We start from the raw sequence: 17,415 nt of genomic DNA, 5'->3' as shown, positions 1-17,415 counted from the left end.
ATTTTACGAGATCGACTCTGCCATGCTGCGCCGCACACTCTGGCTCCGGCAGCTATTCAAGTAGCCGTCTGCCGCTTTAGTAAAACTCGCCACTTTGATTAGTATTTTACCTGAATAACTTACTATGGCGAGTGCTTCCGACGTTGCGCAACCGCGTTTCTTCTGCAGCAAAGAATGCACTGTCCAAAAATGGCCCAAAAGGCGGATTGCATTTTCATGGTTTGCTCTCACCTTGTCATAAACGTGCCACAAAGGTGAAAATTTGGGCACGGCAGGTTTATTATTTAGTCAATTCATGACGTGAACATTTCAGTCCGATGGGAAATTGTGTGTTGCGCTGCAGCATTTTTTTGATATCTTGCCGTAAACCATCCGTTCAACGTATGGAGCTTCTGCATGAGGGACGTCGCCAAGTCGGCTAATGCGGGTTTTGCGCAGGTCGGCGTAGATTTTCCACCCCCCATCGGCGGTCTGCTCAAACGCAGTTTCGATATCGTCGGTTCCCTGGCCGGGCTGGTCCTGCTCAGCCCGCTTTTCCTAATGGTCGCGTTGCTGGTCAAGCTTTCGGACAATGGTCCGATCTTCTATGGCCACAAGCGCATCGGCCGTGGCGGCAGGATCTTTTCCTGCCTCAAATTCCGCACCATGGTGCCGGATGGCGAGCGCGTGCTCGCCGCCTATCTGGCGGCAAATCCGGAGGCCAACGCCGAATGGATCGCGACGCGCAAGCTGAAGAACGATCCGCGCGTCACCCGCGTCGGGCAGGTGCTTCGCAAGCTCAGCCTCGATGAACTGCCGCAGATCCTCAACATCCTGCAGGGCGACATGAGCCTTGTCGGCCCGCGCCCGGTCGTGCGCGACGAATTGGAGATCTACGGCAGCGCCGCGGTCTATTATTTGAAGTCGCGTCCGGGGCTGACCGGGCTGTGGCAGGTCAGCGGCCGCAACGACGTATCCTACGACACGCGGGTCGCCTTCGATCGCCACTATGTCGAGAACTGGTCTTTGTCCGAGGACATCCGCATCATCTTCAAGACCGTTCCTGCCGTGTGGATGTCACGCGGCAGCTATTGACCGACGGGCTTGCTCCGCCAGATTCGGGGCAGGCATCCGGCAGTGATCTCATCGGGCGGATGGGGCCAAAGCGAATCGGAAACGTATTTGACAAAAAACCCCTTCGGACTGTCTTACGCCTGCAGTCTCATGCCCAGGACAACCGCCCGCTTCGCGGGCGCGTTGCTTGTTGCGGCGTCGCTCGCCATGCCGCAGTTGGCCGCCGCCGGCGATTATCAGCTTGGCCCACAGGACAAGCTCAACATCCGCGTCGCCGAATGGCAGACGGTCGACGGCACGTTCCGCGACTGGTCGGCCCTCAATGGCGAATATTCGGTCGGCCCGAGCGGGACGCTCTCGGTGCCGTTCGTCGGCGACATGCAGGCCGCCGGCAAGACGACGGCGGAGGTCGCTTCGGCGATCGGGCTGGCGTTGCAGCGCAAGCTGGCGCTGCCCGACAAGCCGGAAGCCTCGGTCGAGATGGCGCAGTTCCGGCCGTTCTACATTTCCGGCGAAGTCCAGAACCCCGGCCAGTTTCCCTTCGTGCCCGATCTGACGGTGCTCAAGGCAGTCAGCATCGCCGGCGGCATAAGGCGCAACGCCGATTACGGCCCGCAGCTCGGCAAGGATCTGGTTACCGCCAAGGGCAGCTTCGATATCTATGACGACCAGCGCATCCGCCTGCTCGTCAAACGAGCCAGGATCGATGCCGACCTCGCAGGCAAGACGACTTTCGAGGTGCCCAAGGAAATCGAGGGGGGTGATCCGAAACTGGCCACCATCGTCGCCGACGAAACGGCGATCCTGGTCTCCGACCAGAAATCGCTGAAGCTGAAGCTCGATGCGCTCGACGATTTGAAGGGTGTTCTGCAGTCGGAAATCGAATCGCTGCAAAAGAAGATCGCCAACCAGCAGAAGCAGGTCGATCTGGCCGAGAAGCAGGCCGAAAGCATCGGTCCGCTGGCGCAGAAAGGCTTGGTTGCCAATGCGCGCCTGCTTTCCTCGCAGCAGTCGGTCACCGACCTGCAGGGCAAGATCCTGGACTATGAGACGGCCATCCTCACCGCCAAGCAGTCGATCAGCAAGGCTGAGCAGGACGCCATCGACGCCAGGAACTCGCTGAATTCCACCCTCACCGCAAACCGTCAGCAGGCCGAGGCCGACCTGAACGAGGCGACGTTGAAGGCCGGCATGCAGAAGGGTCTGATCGCGCAGGCGTCGGACCCCGCGACGGCGGCCTCCCTCACCAGCGACCAGGAACCGACCCTGCTTTATTCGCTGGTACGGGTCGCCGACGGCAAGACGAGCGAGGTCGAGGCCAAGGAAGACACGCCTGTCCTGCCGGGCGACGTGATCAAGGTGAAGCTGGCGCCGACGGCCAGCCAGTAGCGCCGCCGGACCGAGGCTTGCCCGAAGCGAGCCGCGAACCGGAGGCGGGAGGGACAAGCCAGGCTCGTTCGCGTTGCGGCGCGGGCGGGCGATCTGTTTTGGACCGCTTGAAGGCATAACATGCAGCCCGCAGCCCAGCGTCACGTCTATCTGAATCTCGACGCAATCCGCGGCGTGGCGGCGGTCAGCGTCATGCTCTACCACTTCTCGCCGTTCCTGGCCGACGGCAAGGTGCTGCCGTCGAGCTACCTCGCGGTCGATCTGTTCTTCCTGCTTAGCGGATTCGTCATCGCGCATGCCTATGACCGCAAGATCGAGAACGGCATGGGCTTCGGCTCCTTCGTGGCGATCCGCCTGATCCGGCTCTATCCGCTCTATCTCGCCGGCACGCTGCTCGGCTTCTTCTACCTGCTGGTCAAGAACAGCCTGATGCCGGCCGAATACATGCCGCTGTCAGAGATCGGTATGCAGCTGACGACCGGCATGCTCTTCATCCCGCTGGTCAGCGACGCCTATCACACGATCTTTCCGCTCAATCCCGCTTCGTGGTCGCTGTTCTTCGAACTCATCGTCAACATCGCCTATGTCGCGGTCTTCGCGCTCCTGTCGCGGCGGGTGCTGACGGGGATCGTCGGCGCCAGCCTCGTTCTGCTCGTCGTCGCCTCGATCTTCGCCGGCACGCTCGATTTCGGCATGACCGGCAAGACCATCCTCAGCGGCCTGCCGCGCGTAACCTTCTCGTTCTTCCTGGGCGTGCTGCTCTGCCGATCGATGGCGCGCTGGCAGGGCAGCCTCGGCCTCCTGCGGCGCGGCTTGTGGGTCGAAGGCGCGATCCTGCTCACGCTTGCCGTCTTCGTCATCGCTCCGGCCGGAGGCGCGCGCGTCGTCTACGACCTCGCCGCCATCGTCATCGTCTTTCCACTCATGGTGATGACCGGCGCGGTGGCGCCGACCGCGCCGCTCCTGTCGGGCTTCTATGGCTGGCTCGGGCGGATTTCCTACCCGATCTACATCATCCACACCCCGATGCTGATGATCATCGCCGGGGCCGGCAAGGCCTTCTCGATCGATCCGTTCGCGCATCATCCCTGGTTCGGCATCGTGATGGCGGCCTCGGTCGTCGTCATCGCCGACATCGCCACGCGGATCTATGACGAGCCGGTGCGGCGCTTCCTGCAGAGGCAGATGCAGCGCGCCCGGGCCGTGGCTTAAGAAGCTCAACGAACAAAATCCGGTATGAAGATTCCAAAATCCATTCTGATCGATCCCAACCGCAACGAGACCTACGGCACCTTCGCGGTCGCGGTTTCCATGCTCGCCTTCGCCTATTCACCCAATTTCGGCCAGATCCTGATCCTTGCCTACTACGCCGTCTGGCTGCCGTTGCTCTTCGTCGATTACCGGCGCTTCACCTGGAAGCTCTCCAGCGCCTGGCTGCCCATTCTGCTTGCGGCCTATGTCTGCTTCTCGGTGTTCTGGTCCCAGGCAGCGGGCATCAGCGCGCGCGCGGCGGTGCAATATTCCTCGCACATCGTCTGCGCCTATGTCGCGGCGCGCACCATCAACGTGCGCACGCTGGTTGTGGGCTCACTGATCGGCATCTTCTTCGTTCTGCTCTATTCCCTGAAAGTCGGCGCTTACGCGCTCGACACGATCGACGGCACGGTCAATTTCGTCGGCGCCTTCGGCTCCAAGAACCAGATCGGCTTCTTCTCGTCGCTCGGCATCTTCTTCTGCCTTGCGTTCCTGGCCTTCTACCGGCGCAACTGGCTGGGCTTCGTCTGGACCGCGCCGATCATGCTGTTGTCGGTCTACATGCTGGCCATCGCCCATTCGGCAACGTCGGTGGCCTCGCTGCCGGCGGTGATCGGCATCGTGGCGCTGCTCAGCATGACCAAGGTACTCTCGCTGCGCTATCGCCGCGTGCTGTTCATCGTCGGCGCCGGCGCGCTGGTGACGGGCGTCGCGGCGGCGCTCAACCTCGGCCTGCTGGATGTCGTGCTCGGCATCTTCGGCAAGGATTCGACGCTCACCGGCCGCACCTATCTGTGGGAGCAAGGCTGGGAGGCGGCGCAGCAGCATCCGCTGCTCGGCTATGGCTATGCCGCCTACTGGGTGCAGGGATTTGCCGATCCGGAACGGCTGTGGGCGGAATTCTACATCTCGACCCGCTCCGGCTTCCACTTCCACAACACCTATGTCGAGACGCTGGTCGAGATCGGCTTCATCGGCGTCACCTTGCTGGCGCTGGTCATCCTGCGTTCTTTCTACGGCCATGTCTCGAAAGTGGTGTTCGGCGACTGGAGCGCCGATTCGGTGGTGCTTGCCGGCGCGATCGGGCTGATGCTGATCCGCTCCTTCTTCGAGGTCGAGATGCTCGGCCCCTACTTCATGGCGTCGTTCATCGTCTATTACGGCCTGTTCACGCTGAGCCCATTGCCGGCTTTTCGACGCCGCAGGGCGGCCGTTCCCGCCGAGGACGAAAGGCCTGCCAGCGGCCGTATGCCGGCCCCGGTCTGATCAGCGTGATGCAGCCGCGGAGCGTGCGACAGCGGCCTGGATGAGCCGGTCGGCCAGGATCGCCAGGAAAGCGATCGACAGGCCGGCGATGAGGCCCATGCCGGCATCGGCCTTGCCGAGCGCGACATAGACCGCCTGGCCAAGATCGCGCGTGCCGACGAGGGCAGCGATGGCCAACATCGAGAGCGCCGCCATGATGGTCTGGTTGAGGCCGAGCATGACGACCGGCAGAGCGAGCGGCAGCTTGGCCTGCAGCAAGGTCTGCATCGGCGTCGCGCCCATCTGCTCAACCGCCTCGACGACATCGGCGCGAACATGCCGCAATCCATGCTCGACATAGCGGATCGGCGGCACGATGGCGTAGAGCATGATGGCGATCAGCGCTGTGAACTCGCCGACCTTGAAGAACATCAGCGCCGGGATGAGGAAGACGAATTGCGGCATGGTCTGCAGCGCGTCGCAGATCGGCTTCAGGATGCGCGAGACGCGGTCGCTGTGCGCCGCCCATGTGCCGAGGGCGCCACCGACCAGAAGGCAAAGCAGGACCGCCAGCGTGCAGAGATAGAGCGACTGCACCAACTGCGGCCACAGGCCGTTGACCAGGATCAGCCCGAAGCCGGCCAGCGCGAAAAAACCGAGGCGATAGCCCGCCACCTGACCGGCAAGCAAGGCGACGGCAAGGATGAAGGCGGGCCAGGGCAGATCGAGAAAGCCGGTGTAGAGAACAAGGCCGGCGGCGACCACGGCGACCGCTGCCCGCCAGCCGAAACGGTGCAGGGCCAATCCAGCCAAGGCCGCCACCAAAACCACATAGACGGCCAGCACCGGGGGTGGCAGGGTGAAGCCCCACAGTGCAGGCGTCGCCGCGCCCGAAATGCCGACGCGCATAGGCAAGAGCAGGCAATAGAGCACGGCATTGCGCACGTCGTTGAAGAACCAGGCATAGTCGCGCACGAGTCCCAGCAGCCACTGGTTGACGGCGCCCATCTGCATGCGCAGCCCGGTTTCCGGCAGAAGCGTCGCATTGGGCTCGGCGAGCCGGATGACCACGGCCAGAGCCAGCGCGACCGCCAGCAACAGAGCCAGCCGGCGCGGCGTCATCCAGCGCATGGCCCGCGTCGGCCCGGTCTCCGGCGCCTTGGCGAAGCCGATGGTGAGGCGGTCGATGAGGATGGCGAGCAGCGCGATCACCAGGCCGGAGAGGATGCTTTGGCCGAACTCGGCCTTGCGCATGGAGGACAGGACTTCCCAGCCGATATCCTCGAAGCCGCCGATGATGGCGGCGACGATGACCATCGACAGCGCCGCCATCGTCGTCTGGTTGAAGCCGACGAGAAGCTGCGGCAGCGCCGTCGGCACCTCGACCTGCCAGAATTGCTGGCGGCGCGTGCAGCCGCTCATCAGGCCGGCCTCGCTGATCGCCGCCGGCACGCGATCGAGGCCGAGCATGGTATTGCGGACCATCGGCGGCGTCGCGTAGATCGCCGAGGCGATCAGGCCCACCACCGGGCCGAAGCCGAACAGAAGCAAGAGCGGGATGAGATAGGCGAAAGCCGGCACCGTCTGCATCAGGTCGAGCGCGCCAAGCAGGGCCGGACGCCAGCGCGGGCGAGCGTAGCCGAGAACGCCAAGCAGGAAGCCGAGCACCGTCGAGATCGGTACCGCCAGCAGCACCAGCGCCAGCGTGTTCATGCTCTGCGGCCAGTAGCCGGCAAGCAGGATATAGGCGAGCGTGGCGAGCGCGAAGATCGCCAGCCGCTCGCCGCTCGACTTCAGAGCAAGGGCGACGACAGCCAGCATCACCGCTGGCCAGGGCAACCAGGCGAGCGCCAGCCGCGCGCCGCGCATCGGCGCGTCGAGCAAGGCGGAGAGCGCCCGGAACCCGGGCTGGATGACGGCGACGACAATGTCGGTCACGGCGTTGATATAAGTGGCCAGCGGCAGCGTCCATTCCTTGGGGAAACTGACCAGCCAGGGAAGCTCGGTTTTGAGAAGCAGGCAGAGCACCGTCAGCACGGCCAGGCCGCACCAGGGGACAAGGGCCGGCGCGATGGCGATCCTTTGCAGGGGTGGTGCTATCGCGGCCGGCGCCGTCATGAGCGCGTGCGTCTTGCCTGCTCGCGCTCCAGCACGGCAAGCACCGCGCCGGCGCTGAGCACCGCCGGCGGGCCGTCGCCGGCGCCGGGCACCGCGAAGGCCGCCACGCCGGAGGCGAGCTGCGGGATAAGCGCCTCGAGGCTGGTGTCGGCGGCGATGCTCCGTTCGGGCAGCGCGGCGCCATTGGCTGATGTGGCGATGTCGCCGGCCGTGATGACGCGCAGCAGCGGCATGTCCTCGGTGAACTGCGCGACATAATCGTCGGCCGGATTGAGCACGATGTCGGCCGGTCGGCCGATCTGCACGATCTTGCCTGCCCGCATGATCGCCAGCCGGTCGGCCAGGCGGAAGGCCTCGGCGATGTCGTGGGTGATGAAGATGATGGTCTTCTTCAGCATGCGCTGCAGCCGCAGAAACTCGTCCTGCATCTGCTTGCGGATCAGCGGATCGAGCGCCGAGAACGGCTCGTCGAGGAACCAGAGCTCGGGGCCCACGGCGAGCGAGCGGGCGATGCCGACACGCTGCTGCTGGCCGCCGGAGAGCTGATGCGGGAAGGACGCCTCGCGGCCTTCGAGCCCGACCAGCGCGATCATCTCGCGGGCGCGCGTCTCCCGTTCCTTCGCCGACTTGCCCTGGATCTTAAGCGGGAAGGCGACATTGCCCAACACGCTCAGATGCGGCAGCAGGCCGAAATTCTGGAACACCATGCCCATGGCGTGTCGGCGCAGCTCGATGAGTTGCTTGCCGCTGGCGGCGAGCAGGTTCCTGCCGTCGAGCAGGATCTCGCCGGCGCTCGGCTCGACCAGGCGCGACAGGCAGCGCACCAGGGTCGACTTGCCGGAGCCGGACAGGCCCATGATGACGAAGATCTCGCCGGTCGCGACCTCGAAGCTGGCATCGACCACGGCCGGCAGATGCGCCTCCGCACGCAGCCGCTCGGCCAGCGCGTCGGGATCAATGACATAGCCGCGCGAGTCGAAATAGTAGCCCGGGCGCCGGCCATAGACCTTCCAGACATTTCGACAGGCAAGCTTTACCGGACGCGCGGCAGTGTCCATTCCCATCAACCCATGCCGATTGTTCGCCCGGCTCCACGCAGTGCGGAAGCCGGGTCGTTGTTGCCCTCAGCCCTTGTCAGGCATATCGGCGAATTATCCCTTGGCGCCATCCAGCCAAGGTTTCCACACCGCCTCGTTCTTGTCGATCCATTCCTTGACGACGGCGTCGAGGTCCTTGCCCTGCTTGTCGATGGCCAGCATCAATTTCTGCTGCTCGGTCGCATCCATCTTGAAGGCCTTCAGGAAGGTATAGGCCGCGGGCCATTTGGCGCCGAAGCCCGACCAGACGATCTTGTCGACGTCGGGCGGCGTGATGCAGTGCTCGTTGGTCTGGTCCTTGCAGGGCGGCATCGTCACCCAACCCACATCGTTCTCGGCCAACGCGTAATGCGGACCCCAAAACATCATGATCAGCGGCGTCTTGGCCGCTTCGGCGGCTTCGAGCTCGGCGACCAGCGCGCCTTCGGAGCCCGACGGCACGGCGGTGTAAGGCATGCTGTTGTCGGCAAGGATGGTCGCCGCGCGCGAGCCCCAGTCGGACGGGTAGTCGAGGAAGCGGCCATTGGGCGCCGTCTCGGGCGTCGCCAGCGCCTGCACGCATTCGGGCTTGTTCAGCGCATTCCAATCCGGCAGGCCGGGACAGACCTTCTCCATGAATTTCGGATAGATCCAGCCTTCCTGCGTCTTCAGGTCGAGCTTGCCGATGTCCTCGATCTGCTTGGCCGCCAGCACCTTCGGATAGATGTCGCCGACATTGTTGAGCCAGATCTCGACCGAGGCGCTGAGCGAGCCGTCGGCGAGACCCGAAAATTGCGGGAAGTTGCCAGCGGTGACGTATTCGACGTGATAGCCGAGCTTCTGCAGAAGCTGGCCGGCGATGTGGGTGGAGACATGCGCGCCCGTCCATTCCAGCATCGCGAGCTTGATCGGCTCGTCCTTGGCGCCGAGTTCGGCGGCGGCGACAGGCGCGCTGGCGGCCAGAAAGGCGGCAAGCGCAATTGTCGTGGCATGCAAGATCGGCTTCCTCAGCATGATGTTCCCCTTTGTTTTTTGGTTGGTACCGCTGTTTGCCGCGATGGAAGTGTTGCACAAAGCCGACCGGCGACTTAACAAATCTGGACGTCAATTTTCGATCTTTGGACACGTGGCTGCGAGCGCCCAACCGATCCGTATCCTCATCGTGGTCACGCCGAACTTCAATCTGGCGGCGACGACGGCCTTCATCGATCCGTTCCGGGCGACGAACTATCTGGAGGGCCTGACCCGCTTTCGCTGGGTGATCGCCTCCGTCCATGGAGGGTCATGCCTGGCCAGCAACGGGATGATGGTCCAGACGGAGAAGCTTGCTTCCGTCGAAGAGCAGAATTTCGAAATCGTGCTGGTTTCGGCGAGTTGGACGCCGGAGACGGCCAGCACCCCGCATCTGCAGGCGCTACTGAGAAAATGGGCACGCAACGGCTCCATCGTCGGCGGGCTCGACACAGGGGCGTTCATCCTCGCCGATGCCGGGCTGCTCGACGGACGCCGCGCCACCGTGCATTACGAGCATATCGATGCGCTGAAGGAATTGCATTCCGACATCGACGTGTCGGAAGACATCTTCGTCCATGACGGCAAACGCTTCACCTGCAGCGGCGGGATCGCCTCGGCTGATGTCGCCTTGCATCTGATCCGGGCAAGCGCCAGCGATGCTTTGGCCAACGCGGCGGCGCGCTACATTTTTCATCCTACCTTGAGACCGGCGGGAACATCGCAGAATCCGGGCAATGCGGAACCGCTTGGCCGAACGGCACCGAAGACGGTCCGCCAAGTCATATCGATCATGGAGCAGCATCTTGAGCAGACGCTGACCATTCCCGAGCTTTGCCGCAAGGTGGATATCTCGCAGCGGCAACTCGACCGGCTGTTCAAGCAATATGTCGGCAAGCCGCCGGCGCTCTATTATCGCGATATAAGGCTGGACCGCGCGCGCGGACTGGTGACCCAGACCGATATGCTCATGTCGGAGATAGCGATTGCCTCAGGCTTTTCGAGCCAGGTCCATTTCAGCCGGGCCTATCGCGAACGCTTCGGCCTTTCGCCGCGATCGGATCGGGTCGAGGGCCGCATACCTTTCGAATTCAGGGCCTGGCCGATGCATCGGAAATCGCCGGATGACGAGGCCGAGGCCGTTGGCGGAAAACGATAAACCAGCGGCGAACTGCGCATAGATACTTCGCGTTTGCCGCAGCAAGATTCGGCATCGTGTCCTGTGACGGGCGCACGAAAGAGAGGTGCTCCGATGACGCTGCTTCCTTCGAAAGACGAGTTCGCCGCCATCAAGGAGGGATACTCGCCGAATCCCTCACGGTCCCTTTCGCTGAAGAGCGACGCCTATACCGACCCGCGCTGGTATCAGGTCGATCTTGCGGCAATCATTGCGAGGACCTGGCAGTGGGTCTGCCATGTCGAAAAAGTCCGCAATCCCGGCGACTATATCGCGGTCGAGATCGCGGGGCGTCCGGTCGCCGTCGTCCGCGATCGCGACGGCGTTCTGCGCGCCTTCTACAATGTGTGCAAACACCGCGCCCATGCTCTGCTTTCAGGCGAGGGCAATTCCAACAAGATCATGTGCCCCTACCATGCCTGGACCTACCGTCTCGATGGCCAGTTGGTGCGCGCGCCGCACACCGAAACGCTGGAAGACTTCCAGACCAAGGACATCTGTCTCGACCGGGTCCAAGTCGAGGAGTTTTGCGGCTTCGTCTATGTCAACCTCGACCCCTCGGTCCGGTCGCTCGCTTCCCAGACGGGCGACCTTGCAACCGAGATCAAGCATTGGGCGCCAGACATCGATCGGCTGACCTTCGCGCACCGGCTGACCTACGACATCAAGTCGAACTGGAAGAACGTCGTCGACAATTTTCTCGAGTGCTATCATTGCCCGACGGCGCACAAGGATTTCTGCACGCTGGTCGACATGAGCACCTACAAGGTGACGACGCACGGCATCTATTCCAGCCACATGGCCGACGCGGGCAAATCCGCCAACTCCGCCTATGACGTTTCCAACGCGACCGTGCGGACGCATGCGGTGTGGTGGCTATGGCCGAACACCTGCCTGATGCGCTACCCTGGCCGGTCCTCGATGATCGTTCTCAACATCATCCCGGCGGGGCCGGACCGGACCTTCGAGACCTACGACTTCTTCCTTGAAAGCAAGGAACCGGACGAGTCTGAATTGCAGTCGATCAAATATCTCGACGAGGTGCTGCAGGTCGAGGACATCGACATCGTCGAGAGCGTCCAGAAGGGCATGAGTACGCCGGCCTTCACGCAAGGGCGCATCGTCAACGACCCCGGCGGCTCCGGGCAATCGGAACACGCCGTGCATCATTTTCATGGCCTGGTCCTCGATGCCTATGGGCGCTGCGCCGCGTGATTGAATCAAATGATGCATTGGCTGGCGCCTGCGTTTCAAAAGGGGTCCCCGTGAGCGGAAAACTCAAGGACAAGGTGACGCTGGTCACCGGCGGGCGCGGCGGGATCGGCCGCGCGATCTGCGACAGGTTCCTCGCGGAGGGAGCCACGGTCTTCGCAGGGGACCTGAGCGATACGGGCAGCATGGGCGCCTCGCCGGATGGATCGGCAACATTCGTGCAATTGGACGTGACCTCGGAAGACCAGGTGAAGACCGCCATGGCCAAGGTCGAGGCGGCCGCAGGCAGGCTCGACGTGCTGGTCAACGCGGCCGGGATCGAGATCGAGAAGACGATCGAGCACACCACGCTCGAGGAATGGAACCGCTGTTTCGCGGTCAATGTCACCGGCATGTTCCTCACCTGCAAATACGCCCTGCCCCTGATGCGCAAGGCAACCGCCGGCGGCACCACCGCCTCGATCATCAATTTCGGCAGCTATGACGGCTTCATCGCCGATCCGGGCCTGGCGGCCTATTGCGCCAGCAAGGGCGCGGTGCACGCGCTGACGCGCGCCATGGCCTGCGACCATGGGCCTGAGGGCATCCGGGTCAACGCGGTCTGCCCCGGCTACGTCGATACGCCGATGCTGCAGGCCTTCTTTGCCGGTGCAGGATCGGGAGCCGGCGGCGGCACGATCGATACGCTCCGCGACGCAGTGCGCAACGTGCACCCGATCCGCAATTACGGCACGCCGGCCGACGTCGCCAACCTGGTCAACTGGCTGGCGAGCGACGAAGCACGCTACGCCAGCGGCCAGCTCTGGATCCTCGACGGCGGCCTGTCGGCCCAGGTTCAGCAAATGAGACTTTGACCATGAGCAAACCCGTCATCATCACTTGCGCGCCGACCGGCGGCATCCATACGCCGACCATGTCGGAGCATCTGCCGATCACGCCGACCGAGATCGCCAAGGCCAGCATCGACGCCGCTGAAGCGGGCGCCGCGATCATCCATCTGCATGCCCGCAATCCCGAGACGGGCAAGCCGGATCCGCGGCCGGACCTGTTCCAGGATTTCCTGCCGCGCATCAAGCAATCCTGCAACGCGGTCCTGAACATCACCACCGGCGGCGGTCTCGGCATGACGCGGGAGGAACGGCTTCGCGCGGCGAGCACGGTCAGCCCAGAAATGGCGTCGATGAACATGGGCTCGATGAATTTCGGCATCTTCCCGATGCTCGACAAATATTCGAACTGGAAGCATGACTGGGAACCGGAATTCCTTGCGATGACCCGGGACTTCATCTTCCGCAACACATTCGGCGACATCGAATATTCGCTGCGCGAGCTCGGCGACGCGCATGGAACGCGCTTCGAGTTCGAATGCTACGACCTCGGGCATCTCTACAACCTCGCCTGGGTGGTCGACCAGGGTTGGGCCAAGCCGCCTTTCTTCGTCCAGATGGTGTTCGGCATCCTTGGCGGGGTCGGCGCCGATCTCGACAATCTGGTGCACATGCACACCATCGCCGAAAAACTGTTCGGCGAAGACTATGAGTGGTCGGTGCTTGCGGCCGGCAGACATCAGATCCCGTTCACCACCCAGGCGGCATTGCTCGGCGGGAACCTGCGCGTCGGCATGGAGGACAGCCTCTATATCGGCCCGGGACAGAAGGCGATTTCGAGCGCCGAGCAGGTGAGGAAGATCCGCGCGATCGTCGAAAATCTCGGCCGCACCATCGCCACCCCGGACGAGGTGCGCACGCGTCTCGGCCTCAAGGGCACGGACAATGTCGCGTTTTGAGTGAGGGAAGAATTGGCCTCCCAAGGACAAAATCTGCTGGGAAAAACGGCGATCGTGACCGGCGGCGGCCGCGGGATCGGTCGCGCGATTGTCGACAGGCTGGTCGCCGATGGCACCCGCGTCCTGACCTGCGGTCGCGGCAAGCGGCCGGACGATCTCGCCGCCGAGGTCGCCTGGGTCCAGGCCGATGTCGGCATTTCCGCCGACGCCGAAACCATCGTGAAGGCCGCCCGCGACGTTTTCGGCGCGCCGACGATCCTCGTCAACAATGCAGGCATACAGATCACGAAAACTGTCGTCGAGACCACCAATGAGGATTGGGATCTCGTCGTCGGAGCGAACTGCCGAGGAGTGTTCAACATGTGCCGCGCGGTGCTGCCCTTCATGGCGGAGCATAGCGGCAGCATCGTCAACATCGGCTCGACCTCCGGCAACGCCGCCGATCCGAGAATGGCGATCTATAACGCGTCGAAAGCTTTCGTGCATGGCTTGACGCGCTCGATCGCGGTCGACCATGGTCCGAAGGTGCGATGCAACGCGATCTGCCCGGGATGGATCACGACGGGGATGGCGTCGGACGGCTTCGACCTTGCCCGTGACCCGGTCCGCGCAAAAGCCGATGCCATCGCCCGGCACCCTGCCGGCAGGCTTGGCACGCCGGCCGACATCGCCAACGCCGTCGCCTGGCTGGTCTCGGATCAGGCGACTTTCGCGACGGGCCAGTGTTTCGTTCTCGATGGCGGACTGACCGCCGCCTCTCCCCTGCAACCAGGATTGTTCTAGATGACCACCGTCAATCACACGGCGGTGCTCGGCGCGGGCGTTATCGGCGCAAGCTGGACTGCGTTGTTCCTCGCCTCCGGCCGCAGCGTTGCGGTGTTCGACGTTGCCGATACGGCCGAAGCCCAGGTCCGCAGCTATGTCGAGCAGGCATGGCCGGTGCTGAAAGACCTCGGCCTCACCGAGAATGGCAATCCCGACCGCGTCAGCTTCCATAAGGCGGCTGCCGCGGCCGTCGACGGCGCGCAATTCGTCCAGGAAAGCGTGCCGGAGCGGCTCAACATCAAGCACGAGCTGTTTGCCGCGATCGAGCCTGCACTGGCTTCGGATGCGGTCGTTGCCTCGTCGGCGTCGGGCCTGACGCTCAGCGAGATGCAGGCGGGATGGAAGAACCCGGCCCGCTTCGCGCTCGGCCATCCCTTCAATCCGCCTCACCTCATCCCGCTGGTCGAAATCATGGGAAACGGGCGCACGGCTGATGGCGTGGTGGAGGCGGCCGAACGCTTCTACGCCGGCCTCGGCAAGGTCACCATCCGCGTCAACCGCGAGGTGCCGGGTCACGTCGCCAACCGGTTGCAGGCGGCGGTGTGGCGCGAGGCGATCCATCTCGTGAAGACCGGCGTCGCCAGCGTGGAGGATGTCGACAAGGCGATGTGGGCCGGGCCGGGGCTGCGCTGGGCCGCGATGGGGCCGACCATGCTCTTCCACCTTGGCGCCGGCGAAGGCGGCCTGGCCGCATTCTGCGAACGCTACACCAGCAGCTTCAATCGCTGGTGGGACGACCTCGGCGTCCTCCATCTCGACCCGAAGACCTCGGCGACGCTGGTAGAGGGCGTGACGGAGGAAACGCAGGGCAAACCGGTATTGGATCTAGCGAGGCAGCGCGACGCCTTGATCACCGCGACGCTGAAGGCGATCACGCCGCTGCGGGCCCGCTAGGGCAGCGAGCCAGTCATGCAGAACGCTTCGGTAGAAAACGGCCCGGTCGTGATCGTCGGTGCCGGGCAGGCAGGCTTTTCCGTCGCCGCCAAATTGCGCGACCTTGGGCATGGCGGGCGGATCACCCTGGTCGGGGCGGAGTCGCACCCGCCCTACCAGCGCCCGCCGCTTTCGAAGCGCTATCTCCTTGGCGACCTCACGGAGGAGCGCCTGCATCTCAGGCCTCTGGCTTTCTACGACCAGAAAGCCATCGAGCTTCGGCTGGGGACGGAGGTCAAGGCAATCGACAGGGATCGGCGCGAAGCCAGGCTGAGCGACGGGACGGTCCTGCCCTATGGCCACCTTGTCCTTGCCACCGGGTCGCGGCCCCGACTCCTGCCGCCGAAACAGGGCGGCGACCTTGGCGGCGTCTATCGTCTGAGGTCGATCGCCGATATCCAGAAGCTGGCGCTGGAGTTCGCGTCGGGCCGGCGTGTCGTCATCGTCGGCGGCGGCTACATCGGACTCGAGGCCGCTGCCGTGTCGGCGAAATTGGGGCTGAAAGTGACGCTGATCGAGAGCGCCCCGCGGATCCTGCAACGTGTCGCGTCAGCCCACACCGCATCGTTTTTCCGTGACCTCCACCAAGGCCACGGCGTCGATATCCTAGAAGGTGTTGGATTGGCGCCTGGCTGGAGGCGCGGGTCGAGTGACCCATGCCGTCCTGGCCGACGGCCGAAGCTTGCCGGCCGATTTCGTGATCGTCGGCGTCGGCGTCCAACCGAATGTGGAACTCGCCGAGCTCGCGGCTCTCGATATCGAGAACGGCATTGCGGTAAACGCCCAATGCCGAACGGCGGATCCGACGATCCTTGCGGCCGGCGACTGCGCGTCGTTCCCCTGGAAAGGCCGGCGCATTCGTCTCGAAAGCGTCGGCAACGCCGTCGAGCAGGGCGAGGCGGTGGCGAAGACGATCATGAGCCAGCCGCATGAGTATCAGGCGGAGCCATGGTTCTGGTCGGATCAGTTCGACTGCAAGCTGCAGATCGCGGGCCTGGGCGGCGATCACGATTGTACTGTAACCCGACAGGCGTCCGAAACCTCGCTTTCGGTATGGTATTACCGGCGCGACGAATTGCTGGCGGTAGACGCGATCAACCAACCGGGCGCCTATATGGTAGGCAAACGCCTGATTGCCCAAGGAAAATCGCCGGACCGGGCAAAGGTCGGCGACGCCGGCTCCGAGCTCAAGTCGCTGCTTGGCTGACAGCCGGTCACAGCCCTGAAGATTCGCTGAACGCTGATCCCTTCGTCATCCCAGGGGTCTTCGCGACGGAGCTTCGCTCCTGCTTCGCCCTGGGATGACGACGTTGCGCGCGATGCAACCCTCAGCACCTATCCCTTGGCGCCATCCAGCCAAGGTTTCCACACCGCCTCGTTCTTGTCGATCCATTCCTTGACGACGGCGTCGAGGTCCTTGCCCTGCTTGTCGACGGCCAGCATCAATTTCTGCTGCTCGGTCGCATCCATCTTGAAGGCCTTCAGGAAGGTATAGGCCACGGGCCATTTGGCGCCGAAGCCCGACCAGACGATCTTGTCGACGTCGGGCGGCGTGATGCAGTGCTCGTTGGTCTGGTCCTTGCAGGGCGGCATCGTCACCCAGCCCACATCGTTCTCGGCCAGCGCGTAATGCGGACCCCAAAACATCATGATCAGCGGCGTCTTGGCCGCTTCGGCGGCTTCCAGCTCGGCGACCAGCGCGCCTTCGGAGCCCGACGGCACGGCGGTGTAAGGCATGCTGTTGTCGGCAAGGATGGTCGCCGCGCGCGAGCCCCAGTCGGACGGGTAGTCGAGGAAGCGGCCATTGGGCGCCGTCTCGGGCGTCGCCAGCGCCTGCACGCATTCGGGCTTGTTCAGCGCATTCCAGTCCGGCAGGCCGGGACAGACCTTCTCCATGAATTTCGGGTAGATCCAGCCTTCCTGCGTCTTCAGGTCGAGCTTGCCGATGTCCTCGATCTGCTTGGCCGCCAGCACCTTCGGATAGATGTCGCCGACATTGTTGAGCCAGATCTCGACCGAGGCGCTGAGCGAGCCGTCGGCGAGGCCTGAGAATTGCGGGAAGTTGCCAGCGGTGACGTATTCGACCTTATAGCCGAGCTTCTGCAGAAGCTGGCCGGCGATGTGGGTGGAGACATGCGCGCCCGTCCATTCCAGCATGGCGAGCTTGATCGGCTCGTCCTTGGCGCCGAGTTCGGCGCTTTGCCCCGCGCTCGGTCCAGCAAGCATCAGCGCGAGGCCAATTCCGGCTCTTTGCAAGACATTTCTTATCGTCATGTCAGTTCCCCTGTCTGTTGATGGTCCTTCTATTTACGCCGGCCTCCTCCCACGAGACCGGG

14 protein-coding genes and 1 pseudogene are annotated in these 17,415 nt (G+C 63.6%); 11 read left to right on the top strand and 4 right to left on the bottom strand.

The genetic code is table 11. From position 1 onward, the window contains the following. Nucleotides 1-396 precede the first annotated feature (396 nt). The 4 genes from FJW10_RS11275 to FJW10_RS11260 all read left to right on the top strand — a co-directional run bounded on the left by FJW10_RS11275 (nt 397) and on the right by FJW10_RS11260 (nt 4,962). Nucleotides 397-1,074, top strand: coding sequence for a sugar transferase (locus FJW10_RS11275; RefSeq protein ID WP_140900145.1), 678 nt, complete (start codon nt 397-399; stop codon nt 1,072-1,074). 129 nt (nt 1,075-1,203) lie between these two features. After that, complete coding sequence (locus FJW10_RS11270; RefSeq protein ID WP_140900144.1) at nt 1,204-2,442, top strand: polysaccharide biosynthesis/export family protein; 1,239 nt, start codon at nt 1,204-1,206, stop codon at nt 2,440-2,442. 120 nt (nt 2,443-2,562) lie between these two features. Further along, nucleotides 2,563-3,654, top strand: a complete 1,092-nt coding sequence (locus tag FJW10_RS11265) for an acyltransferase (protein WP_140900143.1) — start codon at nt 2,563-2,565, stop codon at nt 3,652-3,654. A gap of 24 nt (nt 3,655-3,678) precedes the next feature. After that, on the top strand, nt 3,679-4,962 hold the full coding sequence (locus FJW10_RS11260; RefSeq protein ID WP_140900142.1) for an O-antigen ligase: 1,284 nt from the start codon (nt 3,679-3,681) through the stop codon (nt 4,960-4,962). On the opposite strand, the gene FJW10_RS11255 is transcribed toward FJW10_RS11260, so the two are convergent. The 3 genes from FJW10_RS11255 to FJW10_RS11245 all read right to left on the bottom strand — a co-directional run bounded on the left by FJW10_RS11255 (nt 4,963) and on the right by FJW10_RS11245 (nt 9,131). Further along, the gene (locus FJW10_RS11255) at nt 4,963-7,059 is read right to left on the bottom strand and encodes an ABC transporter permease subunit (RefSeq protein WP_140900141.1); all 2,097 of its coding nucleotides are present in this window, start codon (nt 7,057-7,059) and stop codon (nt 4,963-4,965) included. Further along, nucleotides 7,056-8,117 carry a betaine/proline/choline family ABC transporter ATP-binding protein gene (locus FJW10_RS11250; protein WP_140900140.1) on the bottom strand — a complete coding sequence of 354 codons (1,062 nt, stop codon included), beginning with the start codon at nt 8,115-8,117 and terminating at the stop codon, nt 7,056-7,058. The genes FJW10_RS11255 and FJW10_RS11250 overlap by 4 nt, the downstream gene beginning before the upstream one ends. Before the next feature lie 93 nt (nt 8,118-8,210). After that, nucleotides 8,211-9,131 (bottom strand): ABC transporter substrate-binding protein, encoded by a 921-nt coding sequence (locus FJW10_RS11245; RefSeq protein ID WP_246674212.1) that lies wholly within the window; start codon nt 9,129-9,131, stop codon nt 8,211-8,213. 130 nt (nt 9,132-9,261) lie between these two features. Between FJW10_RS11245 and FJW10_RS11240 the strand changes: the two genes are divergently transcribed. The 7 genes and pseudogenes from FJW10_RS11240 to FJW10_RS11210 all read left to right on the top strand — a co-directional run bounded on the left by FJW10_RS11240 (nt 9,262) and on the right by FJW10_RS11210 (nt 16,286). Next, nucleotides 9,262-10,305 (top strand): GlxA family transcriptional regulator, encoded by a 1,044-nt coding sequence (locus FJW10_RS11240; protein WP_246674211.1) that lies wholly within the window; start codon nt 9,262-9,264, stop codon nt 10,303-10,305. Nucleotides 10,306-10,398: 93 nt separating this feature from the next. Continuing rightward, nucleotides 10,399-11,538 carry a ring-hydroxylating oxygenase subunit alpha gene (locus tag FJW10_RS11235; RefSeq protein ID WP_140900138.1) on the top strand — a complete coding sequence of 380 codons (1,140 nt, stop codon included), beginning with the start codon at nt 10,399-10,401 and terminating at the stop codon, nt 11,536-11,538. Between the two features lie 50 nt (nt 11,539-11,588). Next, nucleotides 11,589-12,389, top strand: coding sequence for an SDR family oxidoreductase (locus tag FJW10_RS11230; RefSeq protein WP_246674210.1), 801 nt, complete (start codon nt 11,589-11,591; stop codon nt 12,387-12,389). 2 nt (nt 12,390-12,391) lie between these two features. Next, complete coding sequence (locus tag FJW10_RS11225) at nt 12,392-13,321, top strand: 3-keto-5-aminohexanoate cleavage protein (RefSeq protein WP_140900137.1); 930 nt, start codon at nt 12,392-12,394, stop codon at nt 13,319-13,321. 54 nt (nt 13,322-13,375) lie between these two features. Beyond that, nucleotides 13,376-14,104, top strand: coding sequence for an SDR family oxidoreductase (locus tag FJW10_RS11220; protein WP_246674209.1), 729 nt, complete (start codon nt 13,376-13,378; stop codon nt 14,102-14,104). Continuing rightward, nucleotides 14,105-15,040, top strand: a complete 936-nt coding sequence (locus FJW10_RS11215; protein WP_140900135.1) for a 3-hydroxyacyl-CoA dehydrogenase NAD-binding domain-containing protein — start codon at nt 14,105-14,107, stop codon at nt 15,038-15,040. A gap of 15 nt (nt 15,041-15,055) precedes the next feature. After that, nucleotides 15,056-16,286 (top strand): annotated as a pseudogene (locus FJW10_RS11210) (FAD-dependent oxidoreductase). Nucleotides 16,287-16,414: 128 nt separating this feature from the next. Here the strand turns inward: FJW10_RS11210 and FJW10_RS11205 are convergent. Further along, nucleotides 16,415-17,353, bottom strand: a complete 939-nt coding sequence (locus FJW10_RS11205) for an ABC transporter substrate-binding protein (RefSeq protein WP_140900134.1) — start codon at nt 17,351-17,353, stop codon at nt 16,415-16,417. Between the last annotated feature and the right edge of the window lie 62 nt (nt 17,354-17,415).

The organism is Mesorhizobium sp. B4-1-1 (genome assembly GCF_006439375.1).
GTDB lineage: Bacteria > Pseudomonadota > Alphaproteobacteria > Rhizobiales > Rhizobiaceae > Mesorhizobium.
Note: the sequence above shows the minus strand (reverse complement) of the source record. Positions and strands in the feature narration are given on the sequence as shown.

Bases quoted from the DNA above. Each gene is read 5' to 3' on its own strand.
- FJW10_RS11215 (WP_140900135.1), top strand. From the start codon at position 14,105: ATGACCACCGTCAATCACACGGCGGTGCTCGGCGCGGGCGTTATCGGC.
- FJW10_RS11205 (WP_140900134.1), bottom strand. From the start codon at position 17,353: ATGACGATAAGAAATGTCTTGCAAAGAGCCGGAATTGGCCTCGCGCTG.
- FJW10_RS11225 (WP_140900137.1), top strand. From the start codon at position 12,392: ATGAGCAAACCCGTCATCATCACTTGCGCGCCGACCGGCGGCATCCAT.
- FJW10_RS11235 (WP_140900138.1), top strand. From the start codon at position 10,399: ATGACGCTGCTTCCTTCGAAAGACGAGTTCGCCGCCATCAAGGAGGGA.
- FJW10_RS11265 (WP_140900143.1), top strand. From the start codon at position 2,563: ATGCAGCCCGCAGCCCAGCGTCACGTCTATCTGAATCTCGACGCAATC.
- FJW10_RS11260 (WP_140900142.1), top strand. From the start codon at position 3,679: ATGAAGATTCCAAAATCCATTCTGATCGATCCCAACCGCAACGAGACC.
- FJW10_RS11275 (WP_140900145.1), top strand. From the start codon at position 397: ATGAGGGACGTCGCCAAGTCGGCTAATGCGGGTTTTGCGCAGGTCGGC.
- FJW10_RS11255 (WP_140900141.1), bottom strand. From the start codon at position 7,059: ATGACGGCGCCGGCCGCGATAGCACCACCCCTGCAAAGGATCGCCATC.
- FJW10_RS11270 (WP_140900144.1), top strand. From the start codon at position 1,204: ATGCCCAGGACAACCGCCCGCTTCGCGGGCGCGTTGCTTGTTGCGGCG.
- FJW10_RS11250 (WP_140900140.1), bottom strand. From the start codon at position 8,117: ATGGACACTGCCGCGCGTCCGGTAAAGCTTGCCTGTCGAAATGTCTGG.